The organism is Sphingobium xenophagum NBRC 107872, from assembly GCF_000367345.1.
In the GTDB taxonomy this organism is placed as follows: Bacteria; Pseudomonadota; Alphaproteobacteria; order Sphingomonadales; family Sphingomonadaceae; genus Sphingobium; species Sphingobium xenophagum.
On sequence record NZ_BARE01000012.1, the window covers coordinates 36958 to 62513 of the forward strand.

At 63.4% G+C, this 25556-nt stretch carries 27 protein-coding genes; 9 read left to right on the top strand and 18 right to left on the bottom strand.

All coding sequences use genetic code 11. The features are described 5' to 3' along the window. Positions 1–47 precede the first annotated feature (47 nt). Positions 48–926, bottom strand: coding sequence for a helix-turn-helix domain-containing protein (locus SX1_RS06945; protein ID WP_019052412.1), 879 nt, complete (start codon positions 924–926; stop codon positions 48–50). Positions 927–1157: 231 nt separating this feature from the next. On the opposite strand from SX1_RS06945, the gene SX1_RS06950 reads away from it, so the two are divergent. Next, the gene (locus tag SX1_RS06950; protein ID WP_255209714.1) at positions 1158–2447 is read left to right on the top strand and encodes a spinster family MFS transporter; all 1290 of its coding nucleotides are present in this window, start codon (positions 1158–1160) and stop codon (positions 2445–2447) included. Between the two features lie 53 nt (positions 2448–2500). On the opposite strand, the gene SX1_RS06955 is transcribed toward SX1_RS06950, so the two are convergent. The 3 genes from SX1_RS06955 to SX1_RS06965 all read right to left on the bottom strand — a co-directional run bounded on the left by SX1_RS06955 (position 2501) and on the right by SX1_RS06965 (position 5195). Further along, entirely contained in the window at positions 2501–2893 is a 393-nt protein-coding gene (locus SX1_RS06955) for a carboxymuconolactone decarboxylase family protein (protein WP_026149561.1), read from the bottom strand. Further along, complete coding sequence (locus SX1_RS06960; RefSeq protein WP_241763557.1) at positions 2890–3744, bottom strand: NAD(P)-dependent oxidoreductase; 855 nt, start codon at positions 3742–3744, stop codon at positions 2890–2892. Before SX1_RS06960 ends, SX1_RS06955 begins: the two co-directional genes overlap by 4 nt. A 122-nt stretch (positions 3745–3866) precedes the next feature. Further along, positions 3867–5195 (bottom strand): spinster family MFS transporter, encoded by a 1329-nt coding sequence (locus SX1_RS06965; protein WP_017180964.1) that lies wholly within the window; start codon positions 5193–5195, stop codon positions 3867–3869. Positions 5196–5338: 143 nt separating this feature from the next. On the opposite strand from SX1_RS06965, the gene SX1_RS06970 reads away from it, so the two are divergent. Both SX1_RS06970 and SX1_RS06975 read left to right on the top strand, forming a co-directional pair. After that, the gene (locus tag SX1_RS06970) at positions 5339–5611 is read left to right on the top strand and encodes a PRC-barrel domain-containing protein (RefSeq protein WP_017180963.1); all 273 of its coding nucleotides are present in this window, start codon (positions 5339–5341) and stop codon (positions 5609–5611) included. Between the two features lie 69 nt (positions 5612–5680). Next, positions 5681–6310 (top strand): TetR/AcrR family transcriptional regulator, encoded by a 630-nt coding sequence (locus tag SX1_RS06975; protein ID WP_019052414.1) that lies wholly within the window; start codon positions 5681–5683, stop codon positions 6308–6310. 27 nt (positions 6311–6337) lie between these two features. Here the strand turns inward: SX1_RS06975 and SX1_RS06980 are convergent, their stop codons facing one another. From SX1_RS06980 to SX1_RS07035, 12 genes are all read right to left on the bottom strand, one after another. After that, complete coding sequence (locus SX1_RS06980; protein ID WP_017180961.1) at positions 6338–6871, bottom strand: VOC family protein; 534 nt, start codon at positions 6869–6871, stop codon at positions 6338–6340. Then, a complete protein-coding gene (locus SX1_RS06985) occupies positions 6868–8136 on the bottom strand; it encodes a hypothetical protein (RefSeq protein ID WP_017180960.1) in 1269 nt (422 codons plus the stop codon). The genes SX1_RS06980 and SX1_RS06985 overlap by 4 nt, the downstream gene beginning before the upstream one ends. Further along, on the bottom strand, positions 8133–8909 hold the full coding sequence (locus tag SX1_RS06990; protein WP_019052415.1) for an SDR family NAD(P)-dependent oxidoreductase: 777 nt from the start codon (positions 8907–8909) through the stop codon (positions 8133–8135). The genes SX1_RS06985 and SX1_RS06990 overlap by 4 nt, the downstream gene beginning before the upstream one ends. Before the next feature lie 25 nt (positions 8910–8934). Then, positions 8935–10122: a sulfotransferase family protein gene (locus tag SX1_RS06995; RefSeq protein WP_019052416.1), complete on the bottom strand. Its 1188-nt coding sequence runs from the start codon at positions 10120–10122 to the stop codon at positions 8935–8937. Positions 10123–10246: 124 nt separating this feature from the next. Next, entirely contained in the window at positions 10247–11377 is a 1131-nt protein-coding gene (locus tag SX1_RS07000; protein WP_019052417.1) for a phosphotransferase family protein, read from the bottom strand. 2 nt (positions 11378–11379) lie between these two features. Beyond that, entirely contained in the window at positions 11380–12462 is a 1083-nt protein-coding gene (locus SX1_RS07005) for a TIGR03857 family LLM class F420-dependent oxidoreductase (RefSeq protein WP_019052418.1), read from the bottom strand. 60 nt (positions 12463–12522) lie between these two features. Continuing rightward, entirely contained in the window at positions 12523–12978 is a 456-nt protein-coding gene (locus SX1_RS07010; RefSeq protein WP_019052419.1) for a nuclear transport factor 2 family protein, read from the bottom strand. Positions 12979–12989: 11 nt separating this feature from the next. After that, positions 12990–14183, bottom strand: coding sequence for a DUF1214 domain-containing protein (locus SX1_RS07015; RefSeq protein WP_026149562.1), 1194 nt, complete (start codon positions 14181–14183; stop codon positions 12990–12992). A gap of 106 nt (positions 14184–14289) precedes the next feature. Then, positions 14290–15054, bottom strand: coding sequence for a tyrosine-protein phosphatase (locus SX1_RS07020; protein ID WP_017180954.1), 765 nt, complete (start codon positions 15052–15054; stop codon positions 14290–14292). Positions 15055–15058: 4 nt separating this feature from the next. Next, positions 15059–15571, bottom strand: coding sequence for a VOC family protein (locus SX1_RS07025; protein ID WP_017180953.1), 513 nt, complete (start codon positions 15569–15571; stop codon positions 15059–15061). 62 nt (positions 15572–15633) lie between these two features. Continuing rightward, positions 15634–16425 (bottom strand): SDR family NAD(P)-dependent oxidoreductase, encoded by a 792-nt coding sequence (locus tag SX1_RS07030; RefSeq protein WP_019052421.1) that lies wholly within the window; start codon positions 16423–16425, stop codon positions 15634–15636. Positions 16426–16546: 121 nt separating this feature from the next. Further along, positions 16547–17425: a helix-turn-helix domain-containing protein gene (locus SX1_RS07035; RefSeq protein WP_019052422.1), complete on the bottom strand. Its 879-nt coding sequence runs from the start codon at positions 17423–17425 to the stop codon at positions 16547–16549. A gap of 151 nt (positions 17426–17576) precedes the next feature. On the opposite strand from SX1_RS07035, the gene SX1_RS07040 reads away from it, so the two are divergent. The 3 genes from SX1_RS07040 to SX1_RS07050 all read left to right on the top strand — a co-directional run bounded on the left by SX1_RS07040 (position 17577) and on the right by SX1_RS07050 (position 19816). Then, positions 17577–18866, top strand: coding sequence for a sulfotransferase family protein (locus SX1_RS07040; protein WP_019052423.1), 1290 nt, complete (start codon positions 17577–17579; stop codon positions 18864–18866). 90 nt (positions 18867–18956) lie between these two features. After that, complete coding sequence (locus tag SX1_RS07045; RefSeq protein ID WP_017180949.1) at positions 18957–19274, top strand: 2Fe-2S iron-sulfur cluster-binding protein; 318 nt, start codon at positions 18957–18959, stop codon at positions 19272–19274. A 38-nt stretch (positions 19275–19312) separates the two neighbouring features. Beyond that, positions 19313–19816, top strand: coding sequence for an ester cyclase (locus tag SX1_RS07050; RefSeq protein WP_017180948.1), 504 nt, complete (start codon positions 19313–19315; stop codon positions 19814–19816). A 32-nt stretch (positions 19817–19848) separates the two neighbouring features. Here SX1_RS07050 and SX1_RS07055 read toward each other — a convergent pair whose 3' ends face one another. After that, the gene (locus tag SX1_RS07055; RefSeq protein ID WP_241763555.1) at positions 19849–20502 is read right to left on the bottom strand and encodes a TetR/AcrR family transcriptional regulator; all 654 of its coding nucleotides are present in this window, start codon (positions 20500–20502) and stop codon (positions 19849–19851) included. Positions 20503–20580: 78 nt separating this feature from the next. On the opposite strand from SX1_RS07055, the gene SX1_RS07060 reads away from it, so the two are divergent. From SX1_RS07060 to SX1_RS07070, 3 genes are read left to right on the top strand one after another with little or no spacing between them, the layout of a single operon-like run. After that, positions 20581–21519, top strand: a complete 939-nt coding sequence (locus tag SX1_RS07060) for a Rieske 2Fe-2S domain-containing protein (protein WP_017180946.1) — start codon at positions 20581–20583, stop codon at positions 21517–21519. 14 nt (positions 21520–21533) lie between these two features. Continuing rightward, positions 21534–22607 carry an aromatic ring-hydroxylating dioxygenase subunit alpha gene (locus SX1_RS07065; protein ID WP_017180945.1) on the top strand — a complete coding sequence of 358 codons (1074 nt, stop codon included), beginning with the start codon at positions 21534–21536 and terminating at the stop codon, positions 22605–22607. Positions 22608–22666: 59 nt separating this feature from the next. Beyond that, positions 22667–23743 carry an LLM class flavin-dependent oxidoreductase gene (locus SX1_RS07070; protein ID WP_019052424.1) on the top strand — a complete coding sequence of 359 codons (1077 nt, stop codon included), beginning with the start codon at positions 22667–22669 and terminating at the stop codon, positions 23741–23743. A gap of 94 nt (positions 23744–23837) precedes the next feature. On the opposite strand, the gene SX1_RS07075 is transcribed toward SX1_RS07070, so the two are convergent. Continuing rightward, positions 23838–25493, bottom strand: coding sequence for an FAD-dependent oxidoreductase (locus SX1_RS07075; protein WP_019052425.1), 1656 nt, complete (start codon positions 25491–25493; stop codon positions 23838–23840). Positions 25494–25556: the final 63 nt, after the last annotated feature.

Genomic DNA, 25556 nt, shown 5'->3' on the forward strand with positions numbered 1-25556 from the left:
GCGGCGATAGAATTTGGCCGCTCATCGATATTTTCCTGCTCGCCCGATCAGTGGACCTGCGCTGATGCCGACCGAAAAGCCTTGGGCGTTTGACCCGTCGCGGATCGGAAAGCGGCAGAAAAGGCGGACGTGCTGTTGAAGCCGCATCGCCAGCTGATTTCCTTGATGCGGGCGCCATCGCTTCGCAGCAGCTCCTTCGCCAAAGCAATCCGGCTGCGGGCGACAAATTCACCCAGGCTGACGCCCGTCCCTTCCTTGAAAATGCGGGCGACATGACGCACGCTCATGTTGCAGTCGCGCGCAATGTCGGCGACGCCAAGAGGCGCGGAGAGATTTTCCATCACATAGTCGATGACGTTCTGGACCTGTCGCGTGCTGCGCGAATGCAGCCCGCCCCGTTCGGGCCTGCCCATGTGCCGAGCCAGTTCGACCGCCAAGCCCATCAGCATTGATTCGACAAGCGTCTGGCTGGCAAAGCCGGGCGTCCGCAATTCCGCAGCCAGCCCAGCAAAGAGCCGACGCATGGAAATATTCTGGACGTCGGCGCAAGGCTCAACCTTGTTCAGCGGCTGCTCGCCGTCGAACAGTTCGTCCAGAAATTCTTCTCCCAGCGCGACGCAGACGAGATGGCGCTCCTGAAGCGCTGGCTCTCCGAAATATTGGCGATGCGGCGGCATGTAGAGGATGTCCCCCGACGCTGCGCGCCGGTCCGGGCGGCCCATGCTGACCATGCTGCGCCGCGGCTGACCATCGAGCGAATAGTCGAGATAGTGTTTCTCGGGACTGAAAACGCCGCTGCTGGGCTGGACCCAGTCGAAATGCCGCACGTCCACATGTGCGTCGCGAACGGTGGCCGCCGCTTCGATGTAGAAATTCTGGACGCCAAGCCTTCCTTGGCCGGTCCAATCGCTCTCCGGACGAAACATCTCTACCTCTGCCATTTTATATTTGTCTGCGAGCCAGATAGGCGCGCCACCCGCTTTTTACCTCTATCTTCGGATAGGTGGTCAAGACCCCGCCTACAGGCACATCCATGGCGCGTGCCCGATCGAGGCGCGGCATGGGAGCATGGGCGATATATTTGTCGTGCCCCCGTTTCTATGTTCAAACAGGAGGCGCTCAATGTCCATCGCACCGCTCTTGCAGCAGCGGACGCCATGAGAGCGCCATCGGACAAACCTGCCGCCGCCAGCCATTATCCCTGGTATGTACTGGGCATATTGACGCTGGCACAGACCTGCCATGGCATAGACCGCGCCATCATCGGGCTGGTGTTGGCGCCGGTCGGACATGAATTTGCGCTCTCCGACGGACAGTTGGGGATATTGGCGGGTTTCGCCTATGGCATATTCTTCGCGCTCGCCGCCCTGCCCTTCGGCGTGGCCGTGGATAGCTGGAACCGGCGCAACCTGATGACCGCGGCGCTGACATTGTGGAGCGGCGCGACCGCCTTGTGCAGCCTCGCGACAGGATTCTGGACGTTGCTCATCGGCCGGGCCGCGGTAGGGACCGCCGAAGCGGGGGGATCGCCGACCGGCATGTCGCTGCTGAGCGATTATTTCGGCGAAGACCGGCGCGCGACAGCCATCGGCATCTGGTATCTGAGTTCGGGAATCGGCCTCGCCATCGCGTTCATAGTGGGCGGCGCGATCGTGCAGAGCGCCGGATGGCGCTGGGCGTTCGTGGCCGCCGGCGTGCCGGGACTGGTGCTGGCGCCGCTGCTGCTGTTCACGGTCAGGGAACCCGTGCGTGGCGCGCATGACGGGCCGGCGCCGCAGCAGGAAGAAACGTTAAGGCTGGGGCAACGTATCCGTCTGCTCGCGGCGCGGCCCGGACTACTATATTGCATCTTCGCCATCGTCCTGATCGCGGCGGGCATTTACGGCATGAGCACATGGCTCACCACCTTCCTGATCCGGGTCCACGGCATGCCCATTGCGAAGGCGGGCATCCTGATCGCCATCGCCTATGGCGGCCTCGGCTCGCTGGGCGGATTCCTCGCGGGCTGGGTGATCGACCTCGTCAATCGCCGGCGAGGTGGCTTCGATCCGGCTAGGACATCCCTGTTCGGCGCGGTGATCCCGTTGCTCACGGCGGTGACCGGCGTCGGGACGGTCCTGTTCCACGACGTCGATCTAATGCTGGCGCTGCTGATGGCCTGCGGCTTCCTCAGCGCGTCCTATAATGGCCCGATCTACGCCGTCATCGTGACGATCGCCGGGCCGCGCCTGCGGGGTCTTGCGGTATCGCTGGTGCAGTTGGGCGCGAACCTGATCGGCGTGGGCGCGGGCACCTATCTGATCGGCGCGGTCAGCGACTTTGTCGGGGGAACGGCCGGTGTCGCCTGGGGAATTGGCACCGCCATGCTGTTCACATTCGCCGGGGGCATATTGCTTCTGCTGGCGGCGCGCGCGATCCGCCGCGCCAAGGCGAGCGGCGAAGCATAAGAAAAGGGCGGCCCGGTGTTTCCACCAGGCCGCCCTTCATCCTGCACGTCCCCTCACTTCGCGGCGTTGCGTTCCTTGCGCCGTGCCTTGGCGGCCTCGATTCCCCGGAATACGGTGGTCGTATTGCCCGCCCCGGCATAGAACAGCAGGAACAGCGGCAGGAAATCCAGCTCCTCATCGGTGAATTCTTCGTTGATGAGGGCGCCGTTCATCTGGATCTCGACCAGATCGGCGCGGCCCAGCATGGCCGTCGCGCCCAGCACCAGCAAGCGCTTCTCCCGCATCGAGAAGATGTCGCTCGCCCACAGATTGGCGAACTGGCTACCGACGATTTCCTGGTTGAAGGACGATTCCCGATAGGGGAGCGTCATTTCCGACGATCCCGGCCCGTAGACCTTATCGAAGACTTCCAGTCCCTTCTGCCACTGTTCTTCACCGATACTCATGATTTTTCTCCCATCGCATTCTCCAGCCCGACGACCGTCCGATCGGTTCGGCGCGTCAATTCGACCAAGGGCAGCGCGATGCCGTAGCTGCGCCCCAGATCGATGGCCGCATCCAGATCCTTGACCATCAGGCCGCGGGTATATTCGCGCACTGCCGCTTCCTGCTCGCTGGACGACGGATCGTCGCGCACCGCCAACATCAACGGTCCGCCGACGCTGTCCGAACTGGCGTCGATCACTTCTGCGAGCTGGCGGATATCCACACCGGCATTGCGACACAGGACGGACGCTTCATAACCGGCGCGAAGGCAGCCGAAGACGATGACGTTGCGGGCGATCTTCGCGGCCATGCCCGCGCCGGGGCCGCCCATGTGCGCCACCAGCTTGGCAAAGCCGTCCAGCACCGGACGCACCTTCGCAATGGTTTCATCCGTACCGCCGACGAGGCAGACGAGGCCATGTTCGCGGGATTTGGGGCCACCCGTCACGCCGCAATCGACCAGCTCCACGCCCGCCGCGTCGGTCAGGGCGCGAATGGCGTCCAGATCCTCCATGGAGACGGTCGCGACCAGCACCACGGTCATGCCCGGCCGCGCTCGCGCCAGCACGCCTTCGGAGCCTGACAGCACATCGATCGTCTGCTTCGCGTTGACGACGGCGATGATGACGACGTCGGACTGCGCGGCCAGCTCCGCCGGGCTGGCGACGACGGGCGGCACGCCCTCCAGCGCGTCGGCAGCATCGGCGCGAATGTCATAGACCGCAGCCAATTGCTGTGTCCGCGCGAGACATATGGCGACGCCCGCGCCGATCTGCCCCAAGCCGATAACGCCTGCTCTTTCCATCCTCATGATCCTTTCCGCCGCTTGGTTCGCGGTCCTGTCATATCCAGGCCGCAAGGGTGGCATAGCCGGGGATGCGCCGTCATCCCGTCAGCTACCGCGTGGCCGAACCTCGACAGATTTACCGTATTTCACGACGCATTTGTTTCCAGCGGCAGATTTTTCGCAGCAAGGCAATAATGGAGAACCGCGATCAGGAGCACGGATGCCGACAATTGCATGCTCAGTTGCAGGCCGCTTGCCGATGCCGAGAGACAGGCGGCTGGCAGCGATGCCTTGGCCGAGACCAGGCAGTCGGCGGCATAATTGCCCTTATAGAGAAAGACAGCGAGGCGATCGCTGAGATAGCCCAACACCACCGATCCCAGCCCCAGCCCGGCGACGGTCTGGCCGAAAGCATGAAGCGCCGCGGCCGACGCCCGCATGCGCGGTTCGACCAGCGATTGGGTGATGGTCATGATCGCAGGCGTGAAGGCATAAAGCAGGGTGGTGGCGACAAAGAGAAAGGCGACCAGCCACCGCCAGTCCGATTGATGGATCGCCAGCAGATAGAAGGGCAGAGCCAGCCCCACCGCGGTCGCGGGCGCCCAGCCGCCCCAGCGTATGTCCCGCCGGATCAGCCGCGCGATCAGATAGCCGCCGCTGACCTGTCCGACCATCGTCGCCAAACTGAACGACAGCGCGAACACAAGGCCCGCATGCGCCAGCGGGAGATCGAACCGGCGAACCAGCAAGGGAATGAGGAACAGGTTGGTGCCGAACCCCACCAGCCCGACGAAGCCGCTGCCAAAGGTCAGGTGCAGGAAGGCAGGCGAACGGGCGAGCCGCCGAAGCACCATGGCGAAGGGGGGCGTATCCGCACTCTGCCCGGCATCCTTCCGTTCAGGTTCGGGAATGGTCGTAACCAGCAGCAGCGCCAGCAACAGGCCGGGCGCGCCAACAGCCACGAGCGCAAGCCGCCAGCCGAACGCCTGCGCCACAGCGCCGCCTGCAATTGCGGCGATGGCGCCGCCCAGCGGTACGCCTATCGCGATCAGCGAAAAGACGACCGCGCGCCGCCCGGCATCGAACCGGTCGGAAATCATCGACACGAGCGCTGGCGTGAAGCCCGCTTCGCCGATGCCGACACCCATGCGGCAAAGCAGCAGCTGAACGTAACTCCCCGCCGCGCCGGACAACGCGGTCATCAGCGACCAGAGCATGGTCACCACGGCGATGATCCGAACCCGGCTGTAGCGTTCGGCCAGCCGCGCCAGCGGGATGCCGAGCACGGCATAGAAGATGGAGAAGGCCAGTCCACCCAGCATGCCAAGCTGAAGATCGCTCAGGCGCAGGTCGTGGCGAATCGATTCGCCGACCACGGCGATGATCGTGCGATCGATGAAATTGAACATGTAGATCGCACCCAGCAGCAGCAGGAACCATCTGTCCTGTGGCCGAAACCTGCCCGCGTCCTTCATTCCTTCTCTCCTGCCGTCCGGCGGCATTCATTGTGGGTGGGACAGATAGAACAGATTCTTTTCTATGTGTATTGGTTTTCTCTTGAAACCATCCTGGGACTGCGCCAACAGATCGTCATCTTTCGACAAAGGAATCTCAGCATATGAAGACGATCATCATTGCGCTCGCCGCTCTGGGCCTGACCGCACCTGCTTTTGCCCAGGCGCCTGCGGTGGATCGCAACGAGACGATCTACTCCGCAGACGGCACCAAGATCGGCAAGGTCGATCGCGTGCTGACGGCTGCCGACGGCGCCGTATCCGCCATTCGCGTCATCTATCGTGGCAAGTTCATCTCGATCCCCGCCACCACACTGACCGCAGGCGAGAAGGGCGTGACGACCAGCCTGTCGAATGCCGAGCTGAAGAAGCTGTGACTCCTTTCCCCGCGTTTTGACGGGCCGCGGGGCATGGACCCAAGACGCGCCTCCGCTTAAAGCGGAGGCATGAGCGCAGACCAGCAACAGCCCGCACGGACTTCACGGCGGGGTCGGCCGCCACGGTCCGAAGGCCCCGCGCTCGACCGCGCGCGGCTGATCGCAACGCTGCTGGATATGGCGCGATCCGACGGGATCGAGGCGCTCAACATCCGACCTGTCGCGCAGCGGCTGGGTGTGTCCCCGCGCCTGCTCTACCATCATGTCCGCGACAAGGAGGCGATGCTCGCCCTGCTGACGGACGAGATATTGCGCGGCCGGATGCCTGACCTGTCGGCGCCCGACTGGGAAAGCCGCCTGCGCAGCATCGCCCGTGCGGTGCACATGGCCTATCGGGATTTTCCGGGCTCCGCCGCCTTCATCCTGTCGCGCAGCGCGAACCGGCTGGAGCAGCCCAATGCGCTGACGATCCGCCGCGCCATATTCGAGGCGCTGGCCGAGGCCGGGCTGACGCAACAGCAAAGCGACGAGATGCTGGTGATCTTCTCCGTCATCGTGCTGGGGAACGTCGTCGTGTCGGAAAGCCTGGACGACAATGACAACCGGCTGGCGATGCAGCGCAATGTCGTGGAAGCCGCCCTCACCCGCGCGACCGACATGCTGCTCACCGCAATCCGTACCGTCGCGGGAGCAGCCTGAGCTCCAGCCTCAGATTCAGCCCCAGATTCAGCCGAGGTCGGCGATGGACCGGACGGGGCGATCGATCCCGTCCCACGCGCAATGAGCGGCGTGCATCCGGTCGAGCGATGCCTCCATTGCGGTAGAAATTTCCATCAGTTCGACATAGCCGCCATTGCCTCCGCGGGTATCGAACAACGCGAAACGCTCGCCCGACGGCATCTGGCCGCTGAAGGCCATGGCATAGCCTTCGCCCGTCAGTCGCTCAACGCCGTCGTCATAGGGAATGCGCAGCATGACATGGTGATACCCCTCGCCATGACGGTCGAGCATTTCGGTGAAGACCGAAGGTCCGTCATTGGTCTGCTGGAGCAGTTCGATCAGCAATCCGCCGGAAAAGCCGAACGCCACCTTCATCGCCACCTGCGTTGGCGCGCCGCGATAGATCTGGCCCGGCAGCACGGGCACGTCGAACACGAAAAACGGCCCCGCGCCCATGACCCGCGTCCAGTGATCCAAGGCACGCTCCATGTCGCGCACCACCTGGCACAGTTCCAGTATAGAGCCCTTGGGCTGCATCATGCGTCTCCCCAGGTCTCGGCGTGAGTCCGCAGGCCATGCTGGCGCGCGCGGTCCCGCAATTGCCGCCCCCGCGCGGCGATGTCGACCCGGAGCACCCTTGCGTCCAAGTCGCGATCAATGGCCGCAAGATCGATGACGCGCACGTCGCGGATGAAGCAGGCGGGATCGGCGCCGTCGGGTACGCCCTGCCAGCGCAGCAGCATCCACCCTTGTTCAAGGCCTGCCGTATCGACCCAGTTGGCGATGCCCGGATCAACGCCGGCCAACACATAGCTGATCGTGCCATCGGCCCCCGGCGTAACCTGAGCGCTGTTGAGGCTGACAAGGCGCAGCATCGGATCGGGCGAGATGGTCCACGGATCGGCGATCTGGATACCGGTATAATAGCTGCCCGCCGGATCGATCGTCACCAGCAACCCCTGCCCTTCCCCCAGGGCGAAACGCCCGCCAGCCAGATAGCCCCAGCCCCCGTCGCGGCCATTGGGTCCGATCAGCCGGTTGGGTTCGGGATGACCGAGAAAATCATTCTTGAACCCCGACCAGAAGGCGACCCAGGCTGGCAGGTCGGCGACGATGGTCCGGGCGATCTCCTCCTCGTCGCGCGGGCGGTGGCCGGAGGGCGGATCCAGGCGACGGACGCTGACCTGCGCCGGCACCTGCCGCCAGTCGCGCTGACTGTCGCGGGTATAGACCTGAATCCGTGCGCCCGGCTCGGTCCGTAAATGGGTTGCGCCGCCCTCCTGCTGGCTGACCGTCACCGTCACCCTACTTTCGGCGTCGCAAAAGGGCTTCAGTTGCTGGAGCGTCAGCGCGCCCAGATTGCGTCCCAGTCCCGCATGATGCGCGGGCTCGACCTCGGCCACGATGCTGAACTGCGGCGGATCGGCGGAAAAGCGGATGTCGACGGCATAGCGCCCGTCGCCGTCGATTGGAATTTCGCGGTTGAAATTGTCGGGATTGTCGATCGCCACCGCCGCGCCCGGATAGATATGGCCGAACCAGCGCCGCGGGGCGTTGCTGATATTCCACACGACCCGGGGATCGGCGGGATCGCCATTGGCTTCGCGCATGGCCAGTCCCAGCACCCACTGATCAAGCGCCCGATCCAGCCCCAACCGTCCGTCGAGCGCGCCTGCGAGCGGGTCCGCGAGCAGCATGAGGCGCGCTTCTTCGCGCGCGGCACGGATGTCAGGCCGTTCGATGAGGCGCAGCGCCAGCTTTTCCGCCGCTGCCTGATCGTCGGTCCAGAGGGGGTTCGCGGTCATGAAATGGTCCCCACCCGGCCGCCTTCGGTGAAGATGGTGCTGCCGGTCGTGTAGCTGGAACCATCCCCCGCCAGCAAGATCGCTGCGCCGACCGCCTCGTCCGCCGCGCCGAAACGCTTGATCGCGTTGCGCTCGGCAAGGCCCAGCCCTTTGTGGATCGCGGCCTCCTGCCCGTCCGGGCTCATCGATCCGACGCACAGGCAGTTGATCCTGGTGTGCGGCGCCTGCGTCTTGGCCAACTCGCGCACCAGGAAAAGAAGCGCCGCCTTCGACACGCCATAGGCGACGGCGGGCGGGATCGGCGTGAAGCCGCCGCAGCTCTGGACCGAAATGACGCTGCCCTTGCCATGCGCCTTCATATCGGCCTCCGTCAGTTCGGTCAGACGCCAGGTCGCCATGACGTTGACGTCCATCGCCGTCTTCCAGACTTCATCCGTGTTCGCCCAGAGCCCGCCATCTGCGGCATAGACGACGCCCGCCGCCGCATTGTTGAACACGATGTGGATGGGACCGAAGGCGGCGCGCGCCCCCGCCACCAGCCGTTCAAGATCGCCCTTCTCGCCCGCGTCGGCGGCGATGGCGATCGCCCGGCCGCCGTCGCGAGCGTTGATCTCTGCCGCGATCCGGTCGAGCCGGTCCTGCGAGCGGGCCGAGAGAACCACGTTGGCGCCCAATTCGGCATAGGCCTTGGCGACATGTTCGCCGACGCCCGGCCCGACCCCGGTCAGAATGGCGGTGCGCCCGTCGAGGCGGAAACGGTCGAGAACACTCATGCTGGATACTCCAGAAGATCGGGGGTCAGGCGCGGTCGAACAGATGGCCGTAGCGCGCATAATAGTCGGCGAGCCGTTCATGCACCTCGCCCGGATCGACGCCGAACTGGTCGGGGCTGTGCCTGTGCTTGCCGAGGCGGCTGGCGGCGGGATTGTTCGTCAGGAACTCCACGATGCGGTCACGATGGGGGTCGGTGAAGGGCAGGCCGAACCGGTCATAGATGCGCTCAATCGTCGTCATCGGGTCAGCGACGATATCGCGATGGGCGAGGTCCAGGATGCGGCCCTCGATCGCCGTATCGTTGGCACGGGCCTGCGTCGCTCGCGCCAACCCCGCGCACCAGGTATCGACGACCGAGCGGCCGATCGCCTGAAGATCATTGGCGCCGCCCACCGCCGCCAGGAAGCCGGCGATCATGCTCGACAGCGAAGAAAGGGTCAGCACCGGATCGCGATGCGTCCACACCAGCATCGCGCCCGGATAGGTTTCCACCAGGCCCGGCAGGTCCATGAGATGCTGCGGCGATTTCAGCGTCCAACGGCCCCTTGGCCCTTTCCACTGGAAGTGCTGGAGCATCCGCTTGTGGGTGCGATATTGCCCTTCTGGCACGACGTCCTGCAGCCATCGGGCAAAGGCGGGCACGCCCAGTTCGGCCGGGAAATTGGTGCTGGCGAAATGCAGCATCATGCCATGGTTGCACTCGCCCGGCTGGGTGCAATCCATCCGCTGGATGTCGGCCAGTTGCGGCGCGTGCTTCAGCCAGTTTTCATAGATGGCCTGCACCTGCGCGATGCGCGGATCGCTGTCGAAACTGGATATTTCCGGCGCCGGCCAGGGGATATACCATTCCCATTCGCGCGGCGCCCGGGCCGCCGGATCGAGGCAAAGCAGGTCGTATGTGATCGTCGTCCCGGTGCGCGGCAGGCCGCAGACGATCAGCGGGTCGCCCACATCCTGCGCCACGATGTCAGGATGCAGCCGTTCGTCTTCGGCGAAGCGCAGCCGGGTCGCGAGCAGGCCGACGATTTTGTGATGCGCGGTCTCGCGTAACTGGGCGGACGGGTCCATCGCCTCGACTGCATCGACCAGCCGACGAAAGCCGGTCATGAAGGACAGGTCCGATCCAAAGTCCGACAGTCCGGTCACGGCGCGCGCTTCCGCGATCAGTGCATCGGCGGAAAGCGGCGCGCGCTCTGCGACAGCGCTTTTCATGAATGCCCTTCGACCGGCCGCTGCCGCATGACTCACCTCTCCATTTTATTATTCCACACTGTATATTTATTGATTGGGGCATCTGTCAAGCGGGCAATTCGCTTTTACACGCAGCGGCCCGTTTTCAGGCCGCCTTGTCTTCCACCGGCGTTAGATTCTTCATGAAGGCTACGAAATCCGGTCCGAGTTCGGGGATAGGCAGCCCCAGCTTTTCAGCCAGATACAGGGTCATGAAATTGTCGTTGAGCGATTTGTTGGTCGCGGGGATATTGCCGATGCCGACCTGCCGGTCGAAGGCGCCCACGGCGACCAGCGCCATACGGAGCGCCGCAACGATGTCATAATAATCGAGATGCCCGGCCTTCTGGCCGCTCGCCGCTTCCCAGATGGCGATCGTCTCGTCCTTGGTCGGCAGTCCCTCCAGCCGGGTAATGCCGAAGCGGCGGCCGAACAGATCGTCGAAATAGAGCCACCAGGCGAGGTCAAGCTCGGCCGGTCCCAGCGCCGCAAGCTCCCAGTCGATCAGCGCGTTGACTTGGCCGTCGGCGGAAAACATCACGTTCGACGGCGTGGGATCGCCCCACAGCACATTCACCCCCGCATCGTTTGGCATGTTGGCGCGCACATAGGCCATGGCTGCATCCACGATGGGCATGGCGCGCCCCCGTCCGGCCGCCTTGTGCCACGCTTCGAGGGCGCCGACATATTGATCAAGCCCGGGCTGCCCATTTTCCGGCTGTGCGAGAAATTCAAAGCCATCGCGCCAGTCGATCGTCGCCAGGCTGGCAAAGGCGTTGATGGCATTGGTGAATGTTTGCCGCCGCTGCGCCGGAGTCATCTCGACCAGCCAGCCTTCCAGATTATAGTTGGGCTTCTGCTTGGCGCATTCCCCTTCCACCTTGCCCATGACGAGGAATGGCAGGCCGAGAATATCGGGTTCCAGATGCATGCCGATCCACGGTGGCACGGGCAGGTCGCCGCGCGCGTCGAGCGCCGCCATCATCTTGCCCTGCAGCGCCAGGCTGCTGCCGAACACCACTTCCAGATCCATCGGCTGACGGCGAACCACGAGCGTCTGGCTCTGCGGGCCAGCCGGATCGACATAATCGACGTCGACGAAAAAGATGTCGGCCGAAAATCCCGCACCCAGCGTCACGTTGAGCGGACGCACGCGAATGTCGCGCCATTCGGGCTTCTCGCCCGCCAGCCAGCCCTGCAGCGGCCCGGTGATGCGTTTCGGGGTCAGCAATTCCATGATTACAACCCCTTCGCCGCCAGAGCGCGCTTCAACTCAGTGACGAGCGGCCCCATATCCTTAGGCGACGAACCATGGAGCAGGATTTCATCAGCGCCGGCGTCCAGGAAGTCCATCAGTTGGTCGGCACATTGGGCGGCAGTCCCTACTGCAGCGCCTTGATCCAGCCACTCCTGCGGAATGAGGCGGCTGACATCCACCAATTCCTGCCGGGTATAGGCCTGATCCGCAGGCTTGCCGTTGAGGCTTGCGATCTTGGGATGGGCGCGGATATCTTCCAGCACCTTCTTGTCCCAACCATTGATGTCGACGATCAGGTCGCCGAAGCCGGGCAATTCGAAATAGGTGATCGCGCGGCCGCCGACGACGGCCTCCTCTTCATCCTTGGGCAGGTCCGGGGCGACGATGATATTGTGATAGATACGCACGGACATGGGATCGCGCCCGGCCTTTTCGGCCGCGTCGCGGACGATCTTCGCGCTGTTCTTCACCCCCTGCGCCGACACGAAGGGATGCAACAGCACACCGTCGCAATGTTCGCCCGCAAATTCCAGGCTCTTGGGCCCGATCGCGGTAAAGATGATCGGCGGCGGCGTGCCGCCATGGCGATCGGTGAGGCTAATGGCGGGGAATTTGCCCAGCACGCCCTCATAGTCGATCTTCTCGCCGGCCCAGAGGCGGCGGCAGATGGAGATCAGGTCAGCCAGCCGTTCCATGGTGATCGGCGGCGACCCCAGCATTTTCATATAGGCGGGCACCGCCCGAGCGAACATGAGGCGGAAGCGTTCGCCGCTCATCGCCTGCATCATGTCGGCGACGCTGGCGGTGACGAGCGGATGGCGCATCGTCGCATACATGGTGCCGGTGATGCGGATCTTCGACGTAGCCTCGGCCACCGCGCCCGCCAGCACCGCCGGTTCCTTGAGCGCATAGCGTTCGGAAATCCACACGCAGCCAAGGCCGATGCGCTCCGCCTCCTTCGCTTCATCAATGCCGCGACGCGGATCGTTCACGCGGCCGGGCAGGATATAGGTGCCGAACTTGTCGAAAAGCGCCCGTGCGCCCGGTTCCACCGCTTCCGTCATTCCCATGTCCTCTCAAATATATGCCGCTGCAATGCCGTCGGGAGGAGCATTGGGAACCTGTCAAACGACAGGTCTGGGGTGCACCTCGACATAGAGGCGGGTGAGCTTGAGCGCAGCGATTTTCCACTGTCCGTCCCGACGCACATAGCGTTCCCTATAATGGCCGAAACCCGTGATCGACTGGCCGCCCGGAATGGGGCATTTGCCCGGCGCCCAGACCACCCGATCCTGCATCGCCGTGATCATGTCCGCCTCGTCGCCGCGCAGGTCGATCTCCGACGAATGGATCTGATGCGCCGACCGCGCATCGATGACCGCGGAGCGCACCTGCTCCAATATGGCAGCATGCCCACTCATCGGCGGATTGCCGGTATCCTCCTCGACGTCCAGCACCGCATCGGGCGTGAACAGGGAAAGAAAGCCGTCCCAGTCCTTCGTGTCGAGAAAGCGGCAATAGCGCGCCTTCACGTTGCGGATCGCCTCATAATCGAGCAGCCGGGCCAGATCGTCGCTCATTTAGTCCTCCATCACCAGATGATGCGCGTGTGCGCGCGCAGGGTGCGTTCGCGGATCGCTTTCGCGCGTGCGTCCGGCGTCACCAGCACGGTATCGGCGGGCAGATGGCTGCGCACGTCGGCCAGCTTGACCTTCTTCATCGTCGGCGTGGGCCGCTCGTCGGTGTTGAACCAGCGCCCCTGCACCGCGCCGCTGGCATAGCCCGACGTGTCGAGCCAGTTGTGGACGCCCGGGTCGCGCGCGGAAATCACGGCGCGGAAATAGCCGTCGCCATCGAGCACGGCCTGCGCCGCGTTGAGACTGGACTGGTTATGATACCAGTCGGTCGTCTCATAAAGTTCGTTTGTCAGGATCAGCGACCAGTAGTCGACCTCCTTGGGAATCTGCACCTCGGTAATCAGCGCCTCGTCATCGGCCAGTTCGTAGGCGCCCTCATAATAGGACTGCCGGGCAAGACCGGTCATCTGCGAAAAGTCGACAACTTTCAGCGTATTGATCAGTCCTTCGTCGCGCAGTTTCTGCACCTTGTCGGGAAAGGCCAGCGCGCAGACCGCCGCAGTGGCCGGGATCTCGGCGAAACCGTGCGACAGTTGCGCCAGCGTGGGGCGTCCCTTGGCGGCATGATCGGCGTCCAGGCGCACGATGCCGAAGCGCGGCTCGCGCTCGACGCCCCAGTCGCAGGCGACGATCCGGACCATCAGCTTCTCGGTCGCGGGTTTCAGCTCCCACCAGTCGCCCTCATAGCCGGTAGGCCGGGTCGGCGAGAGGATGACATCGAAACTTCCGTCGGCACCGATATGCAGGTCGTTGAAATCATTCGCATCCTGCGCGGGATGATGCTGCCCGGTGCGCAGCGTGTCCGGGCCGAGCTGCGCCAGGATCACCATCCGCGTCGTGCCGCGATCCCCCCGGATGCGATAGGTGCCGCCCTTTTCGATCAGCGCCGCCTTGTAGATGGTGTCCGCATTGGGCTGAAAGATATTTTGGCAGATGTTGAGTTCGGGCACGAAGATCGGGTGACTGCGATCATGCATGATCGCGTCGTTGGTCGTGCGCAACACGCCCGACAGCAGCAGCCGCATCGATTCCTGCATGACGCGGGGATCGCTGCGCAGCCTTTCCGGGATACGATCACGCATCAACTGGCCCAGCGGACGAAGCTGGTCGAGCAGATCTTCCCATTCGAAAATGCCGTTGTTGCTCATCTCATTCTCCACCCTATTCTTCCGGTTGACGGCGGACGCCCCGGCGATCCCGCCCGACAGCAAAAGCCCGGCGAGGACGGCTGGCAGTCCCGTGCAGATTTCCCGCCTAGTCTGTGGCAAGCAATTGCCTCAGCGCAGCACGCCGCTGCGCGTCGACGCCGGCCGCCTCGAAATAGCCTTCAATACCGCCCCATCGCGTCGCGACCATATCGAGTGCGCTCAGGAGGAAATCATCCTGCACGCCGATCAGGATGGCCACCATGTCGTCGGGCGGCACGAAACCGAAGGTCTTTTCCAGATCGCGCTTGAGATGACCCGACACGCGCAGATTCTGGCCGAATATGTCGGACTTGCGATAATCCTCCATGATCACGGGACGCGGCACGGCGAGCAGGTCGAGGAACAAGGCGATGACGACGCCGGTCCGATCCTTGCCTGCCGTGCAATGCACCAGCATCGGCGTGTCCTGCGCCAGCAACGCATCGACCATCCGCGACAGATGCGGCAGAAAGGCCTGCGGCATGAGGCCGTAATTGTGCGTCATCACCTCGACGGCGCGCGCGGCGGTCGGCTCGCGACCGAGCGACAGCCACATGTCCTCGCCCTGCGCGCGCAGGTCGGTATTCATGTCGAGGTCGAGCATATGGCAATCCGGGCCGCACCAGCCATGGGGCGCGGCGTCCCTCTCGATCGTGGATCGGAGGTCCGCCACCGAGCGAAAGCCCAGATCCGACAGCTCTGCATGATGATCCTCGAAGAAACTCGCCGGCCCTTCGGAGCGGAACAGGATGCCGGACCGGACCTGCCCTCCCCCCGCGGTCGGCAGGCCGCCTATGTCGCGGAAATTGAGGCGGGACAGGGCGATGGTCATGCAGTCAGTCCTTCACGGGCGGATAGGCAGGGACGACGGCACGCATCTGCGCCAGCAGGTCGGGCGCCATCCAGACATGCTCGACATAATGGCCCAGCGTCGCGCGCTCGTCGGTGTAGATATAGCGCAGCGAGTCGCCCAGCGCGCCTTCGAACACGACCGGGTGCCGCGTCAGGTCGAGGGAAGCGACATGGGCGTCCCAATGCTCCAGCGGTCCGTCGATCCGGGTCGCGACATGATGGAAGCGGATGGCCAGATCGTCTCCCTCCGGCAGAAAATCGCTGAACAGGGGGGCCGTGTCGCCCACCGGCTCGATCAGTTCGATCTCCACGCCATTGACGTTCGCCAGCGCGATATTCAGCACTGGCTTGCCGACGGGGTCTTCACCCGGCTGAACGTTCGAAAATTCGAAGAAGGCCGGCGTGCCATAAGCATCCTTGAGCGTGGCCATCGCCGCGTCAAGATTGTTGGTGACATAGGCCACCTGGCAGTGCTGGCTGTTGGGCCGGGCGAACATGCATATCTCCTGTAATATCGACAGTCAGGCCGTAAAGGCCCGGCGCGGCACCTGCCGCTCGGTCAGTTGGCGGACATCTTGCCGCCGTCCACAACCAGCGTGTCGCCGGTGTGGTAAGCCGCCATGTCGCTCGCCAGATAGACGACCGCGCCTTCCAGATCGGCCGGCTTGCCCGCCCGCCCGAGCGGGGCCTTGGCGGCCACGACATCCGCGATCATCCTGCCGACCTCCGGATCGGCGAACGTCATTTCGGTTTCGATGAAGCCCGGCGCGATGACGTTGCAGCGCACCCCGATCGGACCAAGTTCGGTCGCCAGCGCCTTGGCCAGCGCATTCAGCGCGCCCTTGGCGATGCCGTAATGGGCCATGGTCGGCACGCCCTGGAAGATCGAGCCGCTGCCGCAGATGATCAGCGAACCGCCAGGGTCGCCGGCTTCCGCGCGCGCCTTCATGTGCCGCGCGCCCTCCCGCAGTGTGAAGACGGCGCCGTCGAGATTCACGTCGATCAGCTTGCGATAGGTGGCGACGTCCATGTCGGTGAACGGCACCCGGCTGGCAATGCCGGCATTGGCGACCACCGTGTCGACCCGGCCCATGGCATCGAGCGCGCGGGCGAAGCCGGCGACGATCGCGGGCTCGCTGGACACATCGACGACATCGGCGAAGACCCGCACCCCATGCGCGCGCAATGCGGCGGCCGCCTCTTCATTCTTGTCGGCGCGCCGCCCCCAGAGAATGACGTCGCTGCCGGCACGGGCAAGACCGCGAGCAAAGCCGAAACCCAGCCCCGAGTTGGCCCCCGTGACCAGCGCCACCTTGCCGCTCAGATCGAACAGATTTTCCGGCATGTCCATTCTCCCGATGGCCGCTCGAACGGCGGCGGCGCTTTGGCCCGACATTGCTGGCGACCGGACCGATGAACAAGCGGCACAAGTTTCGCGATCGTGCCAATGTCATCGCGAAACGGCCCCGGCTTCAATGCATCACGCCCTCTCGGAATTGCCGCGGGGTCAGTCCGGTCGCCTTGCGGAAGGCGGCCGAAAAGGCGGCCGCGCTGTCGAAACCGCAATCCCAGGCGATGACCTTGATCGCCGGACTGGCCTGACGCAGCAACTGCTTCGCCCGGTCGATCTTGCGGTCGGCGACGTAGCGGGTGAGCGTCTGTCCCGTGGCTATCTTGAACTGTCGGAAGAAATGGCGGGTGGAAAGGCCGCATTCCGCCGCCAGCTCGGCGACGGACGGGGGTTTGCCCGGCTGTTGGACGCGATCGTCGATGCGTTGAAGCTGGGTACGGGACATGCCCCCTCCGCCCCTGTCGCCAGCGCGCGCCGAACCGCGCAGATAGCGCTGCAATTCGATCGCGGCCTGAAGCCATATCGCCTGCGTCAGCATCTCGCTGCAAAAGCCGGGTTGCGCAATCTCCCCGGCGATGCGCCGCAGCGCCTCGCGCACAGTCGGACTGCGCACGTCGAGCGAAGCCTGCAACGCGTCGCTCGACAGGTCCGGCCCGTCATGATCGAAGCCCATTCCGTCGAAGCCGCAACATATGGATGTCTGCTCGCCCTCGCCCCATTGTGTATGCAGTTCGCTTCGCGCCGGAACGAACAGCACGTCGCCCAGGGCACTGGCCCCGCCCTTCTCCATCCCGCCATAACCGCCGCAGGGACGCCCCGGGCGAGGAGACAGCGCTAGATCGAGAAAGCTGCGTGGCGACGAAAAGACCCCACCCTGCTCGCCGCGGAAGCGATAATGATGCAATTCCATCACGACGCCGGGCAGCGCGATCCGTCCCCGGACCGTGCATTCCATCGTCGGTGTGACGGGCAGATCATAGACCTGGGAAACAGCGTTCATCCGACCTCTCCGAACAGTTTCGCCTGCCGCGACGCCATGGCTGCATGGCATGGCGCTTTTGCGGAGCATTTGGCGCAGCGGCGATGGCTGCGCACCTTGCCGAAGAAAGGGTCCACGCTTTTAGATGGCGTATCGAAAAGAGGAGAGAACCATGGGCAGTGCCGTGCAGGAAGAGGCCGCGCGCCGTAACATCATCGACATTACCGACCTGCATCACCCCGTGCTGACCGATGTCCAGAAGCAGGTGATCGCCGGGGCCGAGGCGGCGGCGGACCAGATCGTCCTGAAGCCGGAGGTCATTCTGGCCGCCGCGCAGGCGCAGACCGGGCTGTCGGATTTTGGCGCAGATGATTTTCGCGAACGGCTGGCCGTCTGGTGCCAGGCGGTGGACGAGGATGCCAACGCCTCTGCGGTCACGCGCGCCAATCTGTTCCAGATGATGATCCGCTTTGCCGCAACGCGCCTGCGGATCGAGGACATGGTGAAGCGCCACCCGGAGATATTGGACATTCAGATCGACCGCCCGATCATCGTCGCGGGCCTTCCCCGCTCGGGCACGACGCATCTGCTCGGCCTGCTGTCGGCCGATCGCCGCTTCCGCTCGCTGCCCTGGTGGGAAGCGATCGCGCCGGTTCCCGCCCCGGACGAAACCCCGACGGACGAGGACAGCAATCCGCGCTGGACCAAAGCGGAACAGGGCTGGCGGATGATGGAATCCATCCTGCCCTATATGGCGATCATGCACGAGTTTTCGCCCGATCATATCAGCGAGGATATCGAGCTTCAGGCCGTCGATTTCTCCTCCTATCTGATCGAATGGCTGGCGCATGTGCCGCGCTGGCGCGACTATTATCTGAGCCACGACCAGTCGGGCACCTATGCCTATCTGAAGAAGGGTCTCCAGGTTCTGACCTTCCTGAAGGGTCCGAACCGCTGGGTGATCAAGTGCCCGCAGCATATGGAGCAGTTGCCCGCTCTCTATAAGACCTTTCCCGACGCCACCTTCGTCCTGACCCATCGCGATCCGGTCGGGTCGATCCGGTCCCAGCTCACCATGTATAGCTATGCGGCGCGCATGTTCCGCAAGACAATCGATATTCAGGAGCCGCTCGGCTACTGGCCCGACCGCTATGAAAAGCTGCTCCGCGCCTGCGTGCGGGATCGCGACATCCTGCCCCCGGACCAGACGATCGACGTCTATTTTCATGACTGGATCAGAAATCCCGATCCGATCCTGAAAGAGATTTATCGCCTTGCCGACATCCCGCTGACCGATGAGGCTCTGGCCGATCTGCACGACTATCTGGCCGAGCATGGCGAGCAGTCCAAGGGCAAGATCGTCTATGATCTGGAACGCGATTTCCATGTGACCGGCGAGGAATTACGCCGCCCGTTCGCTTTTTATTTCGAGCGTTTCCCGGTGCAGGTTGAGGTAAAATAGGAGAGTTCACGACCTGCCTTTCGACAGGATGGAAATCAACGACCCCTGATTAGGAGGGGGCATTGCTTTCGATTCCACCAGAGGAACGCCATGCCCGAATTGAATGTCATTACCCGTGACGGCGCACAGCAGACGATCAATGCATCCGCCGAAACCTCGGTAATGGAGGCCATACGAGATTCCGGTTTCGACGAGTTGCTGGCGCTGTGCGGCGGCTGCTGTTCCTGCGCGACATGCCATGTCTATGTCGACCCGGCCTTCGCTCAGTCCCTGCCCCCGGTAACGGACGACGAAAGCGATCTGCTGGATGGATCGCCGCACCGCAACGACTATTCGCGCCTGTCCTGTCAGGTCATGATGACGGAAGCCCTCTCGGGCCTCACGGTCACCATCGCTCCTGAAGACTGAGCATAATGCCCATCCTGAATGCATGAGAGAGGACTATCGTGGCCTGGAAAGAAGATATTCGTGAACAGCTCGACGTGTCGGATTCGACCGTACTGACCGACAAGCAGAAGCAGATGGTCAAGCATTGGACCGACCTTCAGGAAACCCTGAACGCCGGCGATTTTGACGGCATGGATCGGTTTTTCCATCCCGATTTCCGGTACGGCAACCCCAACCGGCCGGATCTGGGCACCTATGAACAGTGGAAGACGTCGCCGGTCGCGCTCTACAAGACCTTCTTCCCCGCGGCCTACAAGACCATCGACGCGGTCGGCAAGGGCGACGACGAAATCTGGATCTACGCCACCCACTACTGCAAGCATGTCGGCGGCCCCTATATGGGCGTGCAGCCGACCGGCAACGAGTTTCAGGTCAACTGGTTCTCGATCGTCAAGTTCAAGGACGACAAGATCGTCAGCATCTTCAGCATTTCCGACGTGCTGACCATGCTGAAGGACATCGGCGTGGTGGAAGTCCCCCAGCCGGTCGATCCCTACAAATAAGCAGATACTCTACTGTTCTTCTTCCGCTCCGGTCAGGCGACCGGCGGAAGGAGGGCAGCGAGCAGGAAGGCGGCCAGCCTGTCCGCATGTTCGGCGGCATGGACATCATCCACTTCCCGCCCGGCCCCCAGCCTTTCCTGCATCGGCACGGCGCAGAAATAATAGCCGACCCCCTGCACCAGCAGCGCCATCAACGCGGCCGTCGATAACCCATGAACCGGCCGCTGGAGCCGCACCGCGTCGAGCAGGCCGTCGAGCCGTCGCTGGAACGGCAGCACGAATTGTTCGACGATATGGTCCAGCCGCCAGGTCGAACGGCAACCTTCCACATTGGTCAGCGCCACGATGTCGCCGTTGTCCGTCGCCCACAGGCAGAAACGCTGGATCAGGTGGCGCAGCCGAACCTCGGGATCGGCCGGTTCGTCAAAGGCGGCTTCGACGAAGGGCGAGGCCTGCGCCATACGCCAGTCGACCGCGCGTATCCACAGATCCTCCTTCCGGCCAAACCGGACATTCAGCAGATTGTGGCTAACCCCGAGCCGCTTGGACAGGTCGCGCAATGTCGTAGCTTCGTAGCCGCGCTCAGCGAAGGTCGCGAATGCAAGGGCCAGCAGCTTGTCCTCGTCTAAGGCATGGGCGGCATTGAGGGCGGGACGGCCACGAGTGCGCTGGGGACGGTCGAGCATCAGCATGTCCATAGTGAAAAGACGTTGACATATAAATTGTCATCCGTCAATTTAATAGAAAGGAGAGTGGATAGCGCTATGAGTCTCGATTCTGATCTTTGGTGGGCTGTCGCCCGGTCCGAGGAAGTGACCTCCCAAAAGCCGCTTTCCGTCGATATCGGCGATCAGCCGGTGGTGCTGTGGCGCGACAATCAGGGTATCGCCCGCGCGCTGGAGGATCGCTGCCCGCATCGTCGCGCGCCTCTGTCGCTCGGCTGCATCCGCGACAACGGCCAGATCCAGTGCGGCTATCATGGCTGGAGCTATGACGGTGAAACCGGACGGCTCAAAGAAATTCCGAACATGAAGGATCAGCAGAAATTTCCGCCGATCTACAAGGCCAATGCCTTTGCGGTAACCGAACAGGCCGGCTTCGTGCGGGTCTGCCTCAATCCCAAGGCGCAGGCGCCGCTCAGCGCCGACCCGAAATATACCTATGTCGGCACGGTCAACGTCAGTTGCAGCCATCAGGAATATTTGAACGCTCTCTATGATGACCCCAGCCTGATCCTGTCGGTCCGCGGTGTCCGCTTCAGCCCCTATCTGATGTCGGAACTGCACGAGGAAAACGGCCTGCTGGTGATGGAGCGCAACTGTCAGTGGCATCCGCTGCATTGGCCGTCGCATTTCGTGGCTGAATTTCCGCTCACCCTGCTGACGCGAACCCATCCGCTGACCGGCGAAACGCAACTGACGTTGCGAGACGACCAGTTCAACGATCTGCTCCACGCCGTCCTCTCGCCCGTGCCTTCGGCGCGGGGGGTGACCGCCGTCCGCTGGCGGGCCGAACTGGGCGTGCGCCATCCGGGCGTGCGCGGCGCCGTGCTGCGCGGGATCAACCCGCTGTCGGTGCACGCGTCGATCGACGGATCGAAATTGCGCGCCACCAAGCCCACCGTTTCGCTGCACGGCGAGGATTTGCGCAAGGCGATGCTGGAAACCAAGCCAGCGACCCATGATCAGACCGTAGCGGCCTGAAGGAGGAATTGAAGATGCTCGAAACCGCCGATCGTCCCGTTTCGCACGACGATAATTCCGCCGCGCCATCGGGTGGCAGCCCGATCGCGCTGAACGCCATCAACCGCTGGGTGCCGCATAATCTGGTGATGCGCGACAGCTGGTTTCCGGTAGCGCATGATTATTCCGTGACTGGCAAGCCCGTCCGTCGCGCCGTCTATTCGCACCCCATCTTCCTGTGGCGCGACAATGGCGTCGCCGTGGCGAGCGAGTTCCATCCCAATGAGCGGATCACCCGCGACAAGAGCGAATTCACCAACGCCCAGGGCCGCTATCCGGTGATGGAGCATTATGGCGTCGTCTGGGTATGGTTCGGCAATCCGCTGGCCGCCGATCCCCGCCATTTGCCCAGCCTGCCCTTCCTCCCGCCCAAGGGCGGCCTGCCGCGCCACATGACCGCGACCGTCCGCTTTGAAAGCTCAGCGCCAATCAGCTTGGAAAACCTGATCGACCTGACCCATGCCGATTTCCTGCACGCCGACGTCGTTGGGGACGAACGGTCGGACAGCGAGACGGTGGAAACCTTCTACGACAGCGAGACCGTCACGATGGTCCGCACCTGCGTCAACAAGTCGGTCGCGCCGGTGATGAAGTTCTTCAGCGGCATCAAGCAGCCGACCCAGAATGTGCGGCAGGTGATCCGCATCTATCTGCGTTCGCACTGCGCCATCGCCTATGGCCGGTTCAGCCCCGGCGACGATGTGCCTCTGTTCCACCCCTGCACGCCCGAAACGCGGGATCGTACGCGGATGGAAATGGTCATGAACACGTCCAATGCGGGGTTGATGTTCCGCCATGTCATGCCCAAGGCGGGCTACAAGGTGTCGCGGCAGGACAGCTATATGACGTCCCCGCAAAGCCCGCGCTACATGCGCCACACCGACCGCAAGGATTTGCACAGCAAGTTCGACCAGGCCGGGCAGCGCTATCGCATGGCGATGATGGAGTTGGCGGACCGGCAGGCGAAGGGCGATTTCGACTATCGTGACAATGTCAGCGCTGATTGCAGCGACATCATCGGCCTGCGCAAGGAACTGTTCCAGTTCTGATCTGATCTCCCCCATGGGCGGACGGCAGCGTCCGCTCTTTTTTCTTTTTTGGAGACGCCATGTCCACGCTCGTCAATGCCGTCGGCGGCGAACGCCGCTGGTGGGCCGTCATGCCTACCCTGCCCGCCTCCGCCATGGCGGGGATCGGCCAGCAGATGGAACAGGCGGGTTTCGAGGGCTGCTTCTCGCTTCAGATTTACGGGCCGCCCTTCGTGCCGATGGCCGCCACCGCCGCACTGACGAACAGCCTGAAGGTTGGCACGGGCGTCGCCATCGCGGGAACACGCAGTCCGGTGGAGACCGCTTATGCGGCGATGGATGTCGATCGCATTTCCAATGGCCGTTTCGTGCTGGGCCTGGGCTCCAGCATCAAGAGCTGCGTTACGGGCATGTATGGGGAGCCGGAACGCAAGCTGCTGTCGCACCTGCGCGAAAGCATCAAGGTGATCCGCTATGTCATCGCCAATGCGCATAAGGGTCTCGATCCGATCGCGGGGGAATATTTCTCCGCCGATTTCGAAGAGATGATGCTGACCGCCCCGCCGGTGCGGGAGGAAATCCCGATCTGGATCGCAGCGCTGCAGGAAAAGATGACCGCGCTTGCGCTGGAGGTTGGCGATGGCCTGATGGTCCACGCGCTCTGGTCGGCCGCCTATACCAGGAGCCGACTGCCCTTCATCACCGATACGCTAGCGAAATATGGCCGCAAGCGCGAGGATATCGAAATCAACGCGTGGCCGTGGATCGCGGTCAACGACGACAAGCAGAAGGCGATCGACGATAGTCGCGCCACCGTTGCGGCTTATTCCGGCTACAAGGAATATGAACCCTTCTTCGAGGCGATCGGCTTTGGCGATCAGGCCCGCGCTTGCCAGCTCAGCCTGGGCGAGCATGGCGACATCGCAAAGGTCATCGGCAATGTATCCGACGAGATGGTCGAAGCCTTCGTAACCTGCGGGCCGGTGGACGAAGTGCTCGAAAAGATCGAGCCGTTCTGGGACGTGGTGGATTCACTCTGCCCGATGACGCCCTATCGGGATCTCACCATGGAGCAGTTGACCGACTATAATGCGGGCCTGTTCAAGCTGGTGGCGACCGCCCGGGCGCGCGCAGGCATGGTTGCCGAACCGGCGTAGCAGCCTGCGGCGCTCTCAGGAATTGAAACGGCAGAAGCCGGGATCGGGATATTCCTGATCCCGCCTTCTGCCGTTCACACCACCGTAAAAAGGATCAGGCCGGCACCAGTGTGTCGGCCATGGCTTTGCCCGCGATGAAGCCGGTCACCATGGCCGGGCCGACATTGCAGCCATGGGCCGGCGACTTGCCGCGCCAAATGGAATTGGCATCGAGTCCTGCGGCGAACAATCCCTCCACCGGCGCGCCATCGGTTCCGATCACGCGGCACTGCGCGTCGATCTTGAGGCCCACAGTCGTCGATCCGTCGCCCGGATAGATTTTGATGGCATAGAAGGGCGCGGTTTCCACCCGGCCCAGGCACGGGTTGGGCTTGTGCTTGGGATCGCCGATCTCGATGTCGATCTGCGTGTCGCCCTTGCCGAAATCCGGATCCTTGCCCGTCTCGGCATAGCGGTTCATCTTCGCGACGGTCGCCATCAGGCCATCGGCGTCGACCCCGATCTTCGCGGCCAGTTCACGCAGGCTGGGCGCCTCTATGACATAGCCCGCCGCGATCAGCTTCTTCAGGCCGCCACCGCCGGGATAGACCATGCCCATGCCATATTTCTTGATGAAGGCGGCGTCGCCGATGATGTGGGCGGGCACGGTGCCGCTCTTGTGCATGGCTTCCACGAAATGGACCGAAGCCTCATTCCCGAACCGCTCGCCCTTGGCATCGACCGCGATGCAGCCGGGCTTCGACATATCAATCAGATGGGCGTAGCGCGCGACATAGCCGTCCGACCGCGTCATCTTGGACACGACGGCCCAGACCGCGTTGACCAGATTGTCGCCGTCCAGCGATGCCCCGGCTTCCAGCCCCATGTTCATCCCGTCGCCAGTGTTTTCATAGGGCAGGATCGAGACATGCTCCTCGGCATAGGGGATGTAGGCCTTGCGAAGCTGCTCGCTGGCGGAAAAGCCGCCCGACGCCAGAAGCACGCCGACCCGCGCCGCGATATCCTCGCCCTTAACGCGCACGCCGGTCACGCGGCCGGCCTTCACCAGCAACCGATCGACGGCCGCATCCTTGCGCAGCGTGACACCGGCATCCAGCGCCGACCGCATCAGGCGCGCCGCCAGCGCATTACCCATGGTCAGGCGCGTGCCGCGCGGATAGCGACGAACCTTGTCCAGGCCGAACTTCGCGGCCAGCTTGCCAAAGTGGAACAGCGACTTGGGCGAGGGCATTTCGGCCAGATAGGGGAGATCGAACAGATCGATCATGAAGCCGCCGGGCGCGTTGAACTCCTCTCGCGCTGGACGAAGATCGGCGAAGTGATCGCCCAACTTCTTGCCGTCATATTCCTGCGGCGACAACAGGCGGCCATGATCAGCCGCGCCGGGGACTTCCGGATACCAGTCGCTGCTCGGCGGCGAGAGCAGGAAACGCACCTGGCTATTCTGTTCCAGCCATTCCACCATTTCCGGACCGGCATCGAGATAGGCGTCGATCAGCGCGGGATCTGCCGTCGGTCCGATGACGTCCAGCACATATTGGCGCGCCACGGCGCGGCTGTCCTCGACACCGGCCGCTCTGGCCTGCGGACTGTCGGGAATCCAGATACCGCCGCCCGAAACCGATGTCGTGCCGCCGAAATGCGCGGCCTTTTCCAGCACGAGGACCGACAGCCCGGCAGACGCGGCCCTGATCGCGGCCGTCATGCCGGCCGCGCCCGATCCTACCACAACAACATCATATTGGGCCATCAAGTCCTCCCGATCCTTCTTTCGATATCTCTGAGGAAAGGCACGGCCTTCCGCGCCTTTCCC

Coding starts and splice junctions, on each gene's coding strand:
- SX1_RS06945 (WP_019052412.1), bottom strand. CDS start 926: ATGTTTCGTCCGGAGAGCGATTGGACCGGCCAAGGAAGGCTTGGCGTC.
- SX1_RS06950 (WP_255209714.1), top strand. CDS start 1,158: ATGAGAGCGCCATCGGACAAACCTGCCGCCGCCAGCCATTATCCCTGG.
- SX1_RS06955 (WP_026149561.1), bottom strand. CDS start 2,893: ATGAGTATCGGTGAAGAACAGTGGCAGAAGGGACTGGAAGTCTTCGAT.
- SX1_RS06960 (WP_241763557.1), bottom strand. CDS start 3,744: ATGAGGATGGAAAGAGCAGGCGTTATCGGCTTGGGGCAGATCGGCGCG.
- SX1_RS06965 (WP_017180964.1), bottom strand. CDS start 5,195: ATGAAGGACGCGGGCAGGTTTCGGCCACAGGACAGATGGTTCCTGCTG.
- SX1_RS06970 (WP_017180963.1), top strand. CDS start 5,339: ATGAAGACGATCATCATTGCGCTCGCCGCTCTGGGCCTGACCGCACCT.
- SX1_RS06975 (WP_019052414.1), top strand. CDS start 5,681: ATGAGCGCAGACCAGCAACAGCCCGCACGGACTTCACGGCGGGGTCGG.
- SX1_RS06980 (WP_017180961.1), bottom strand. CDS start 6,871: ATGATGCAGCCCAAGGGCTCTATACTGGAACTGTGCCAGGTGGTGCGC.
- SX1_RS06985 (WP_017180960.1), bottom strand. CDS start 8,136: ATGACCGCGAACCCCCTCTGGACCGACGATCAGGCAGCGGCGGAAAAG.
- SX1_RS06990 (WP_019052415.1), bottom strand. CDS start 8,909: ATGAGTGTTCTCGACCGTTTCCGCCTCGACGGGCGCACCGCCATTCTG.
- SX1_RS06995 (WP_019052416.1), bottom strand. CDS start 10,122: ATGAAAAGCGCTGTCGCAGAGCGCGCGCCGCTTTCCGCCGATGCACTG.
- SX1_RS07000 (WP_019052417.1), bottom strand. CDS start 11,377: ATGGAATTGCTGACCCCGAAACGCATCACCGGGCCGCTGCAGGGCTGG.
- SX1_RS07005 (WP_019052418.1), bottom strand. CDS start 12,462: ATGACGGAAGCGGTGGAACCGGGCGCACGGGCGCTTTTCGACAAGTTC.
- SX1_RS07010 (WP_019052419.1), bottom strand. CDS start 12,978: ATGAGCGACGATCTGGCCCGGCTGCTCGATTATGAGGCGATCCGCAAC.
- SX1_RS07015 (WP_026149562.1), bottom strand. CDS start 14,183: ATGAGCAACAACGGCATTTTCGAATGGGAAGATCTGCTCGACCAGCTT.
- SX1_RS07020 (WP_017180954.1), bottom strand. CDS start 15,054: ATGACCATCGCCCTGTCCCGCCTCAATTTCCGCGACATAGGCGGCCTG.
- SX1_RS07025 (WP_017180953.1), bottom strand. CDS start 15,571: ATGTTCGCCCGGCCCAACAGCCAGCACTGCCAGGTGGCCTATGTCACC.
- SX1_RS07030 (WP_019052421.1), bottom strand. CDS start 16,425: ATGGACATGCCGGAAAATCTGTTCGATCTGAGCGGCAAGGTGGCGCTG.
- SX1_RS07035 (WP_019052422.1), bottom strand. CDS start 17,425: ATGAACGCTGTTTCCCAGGTCTATGATCTGCCCGTCACACCGACGATG.
- SX1_RS07040 (WP_019052423.1), top strand. CDS start 17,577: ATGGGCAGTGCCGTGCAGGAAGAGGCCGCGCGCCGTAACATCATCGAC.
- SX1_RS07045 (WP_017180949.1), top strand. CDS start 18,957: ATGCCCGAATTGAATGTCATTACCCGTGACGGCGCACAGCAGACGATC.
- SX1_RS07055 (WP_241763555.1), bottom strand. CDS start 20,502: ATGCTCGACCGTCCCCAGCGCACTCGTGGCCGTCCCGCCCTCAATGCC.
- SX1_RS07060 (WP_017180946.1), top strand. CDS start 20,581: ATGAGTCTCGATTCTGATCTTTGGTGGGCTGTCGCCCGGTCCGAGGAA.
- SX1_RS07065 (WP_017180945.1), top strand. CDS start 21,534: ATGCTCGAAACCGCCGATCGTCCCGTTTCGCACGACGATAATTCCGCC.
- SX1_RS07070 (WP_019052424.1), top strand. CDS start 22,667: ATGTCCACGCTCGTCAATGCCGTCGGCGGCGAACGCCGCTGGTGGGCC.
- SX1_RS07075 (WP_019052425.1), bottom strand. CDS start 25,493: ATGGCCCAATATGATGTTGTTGTGGTAGGATCGGGCGCGGCCGGCATG.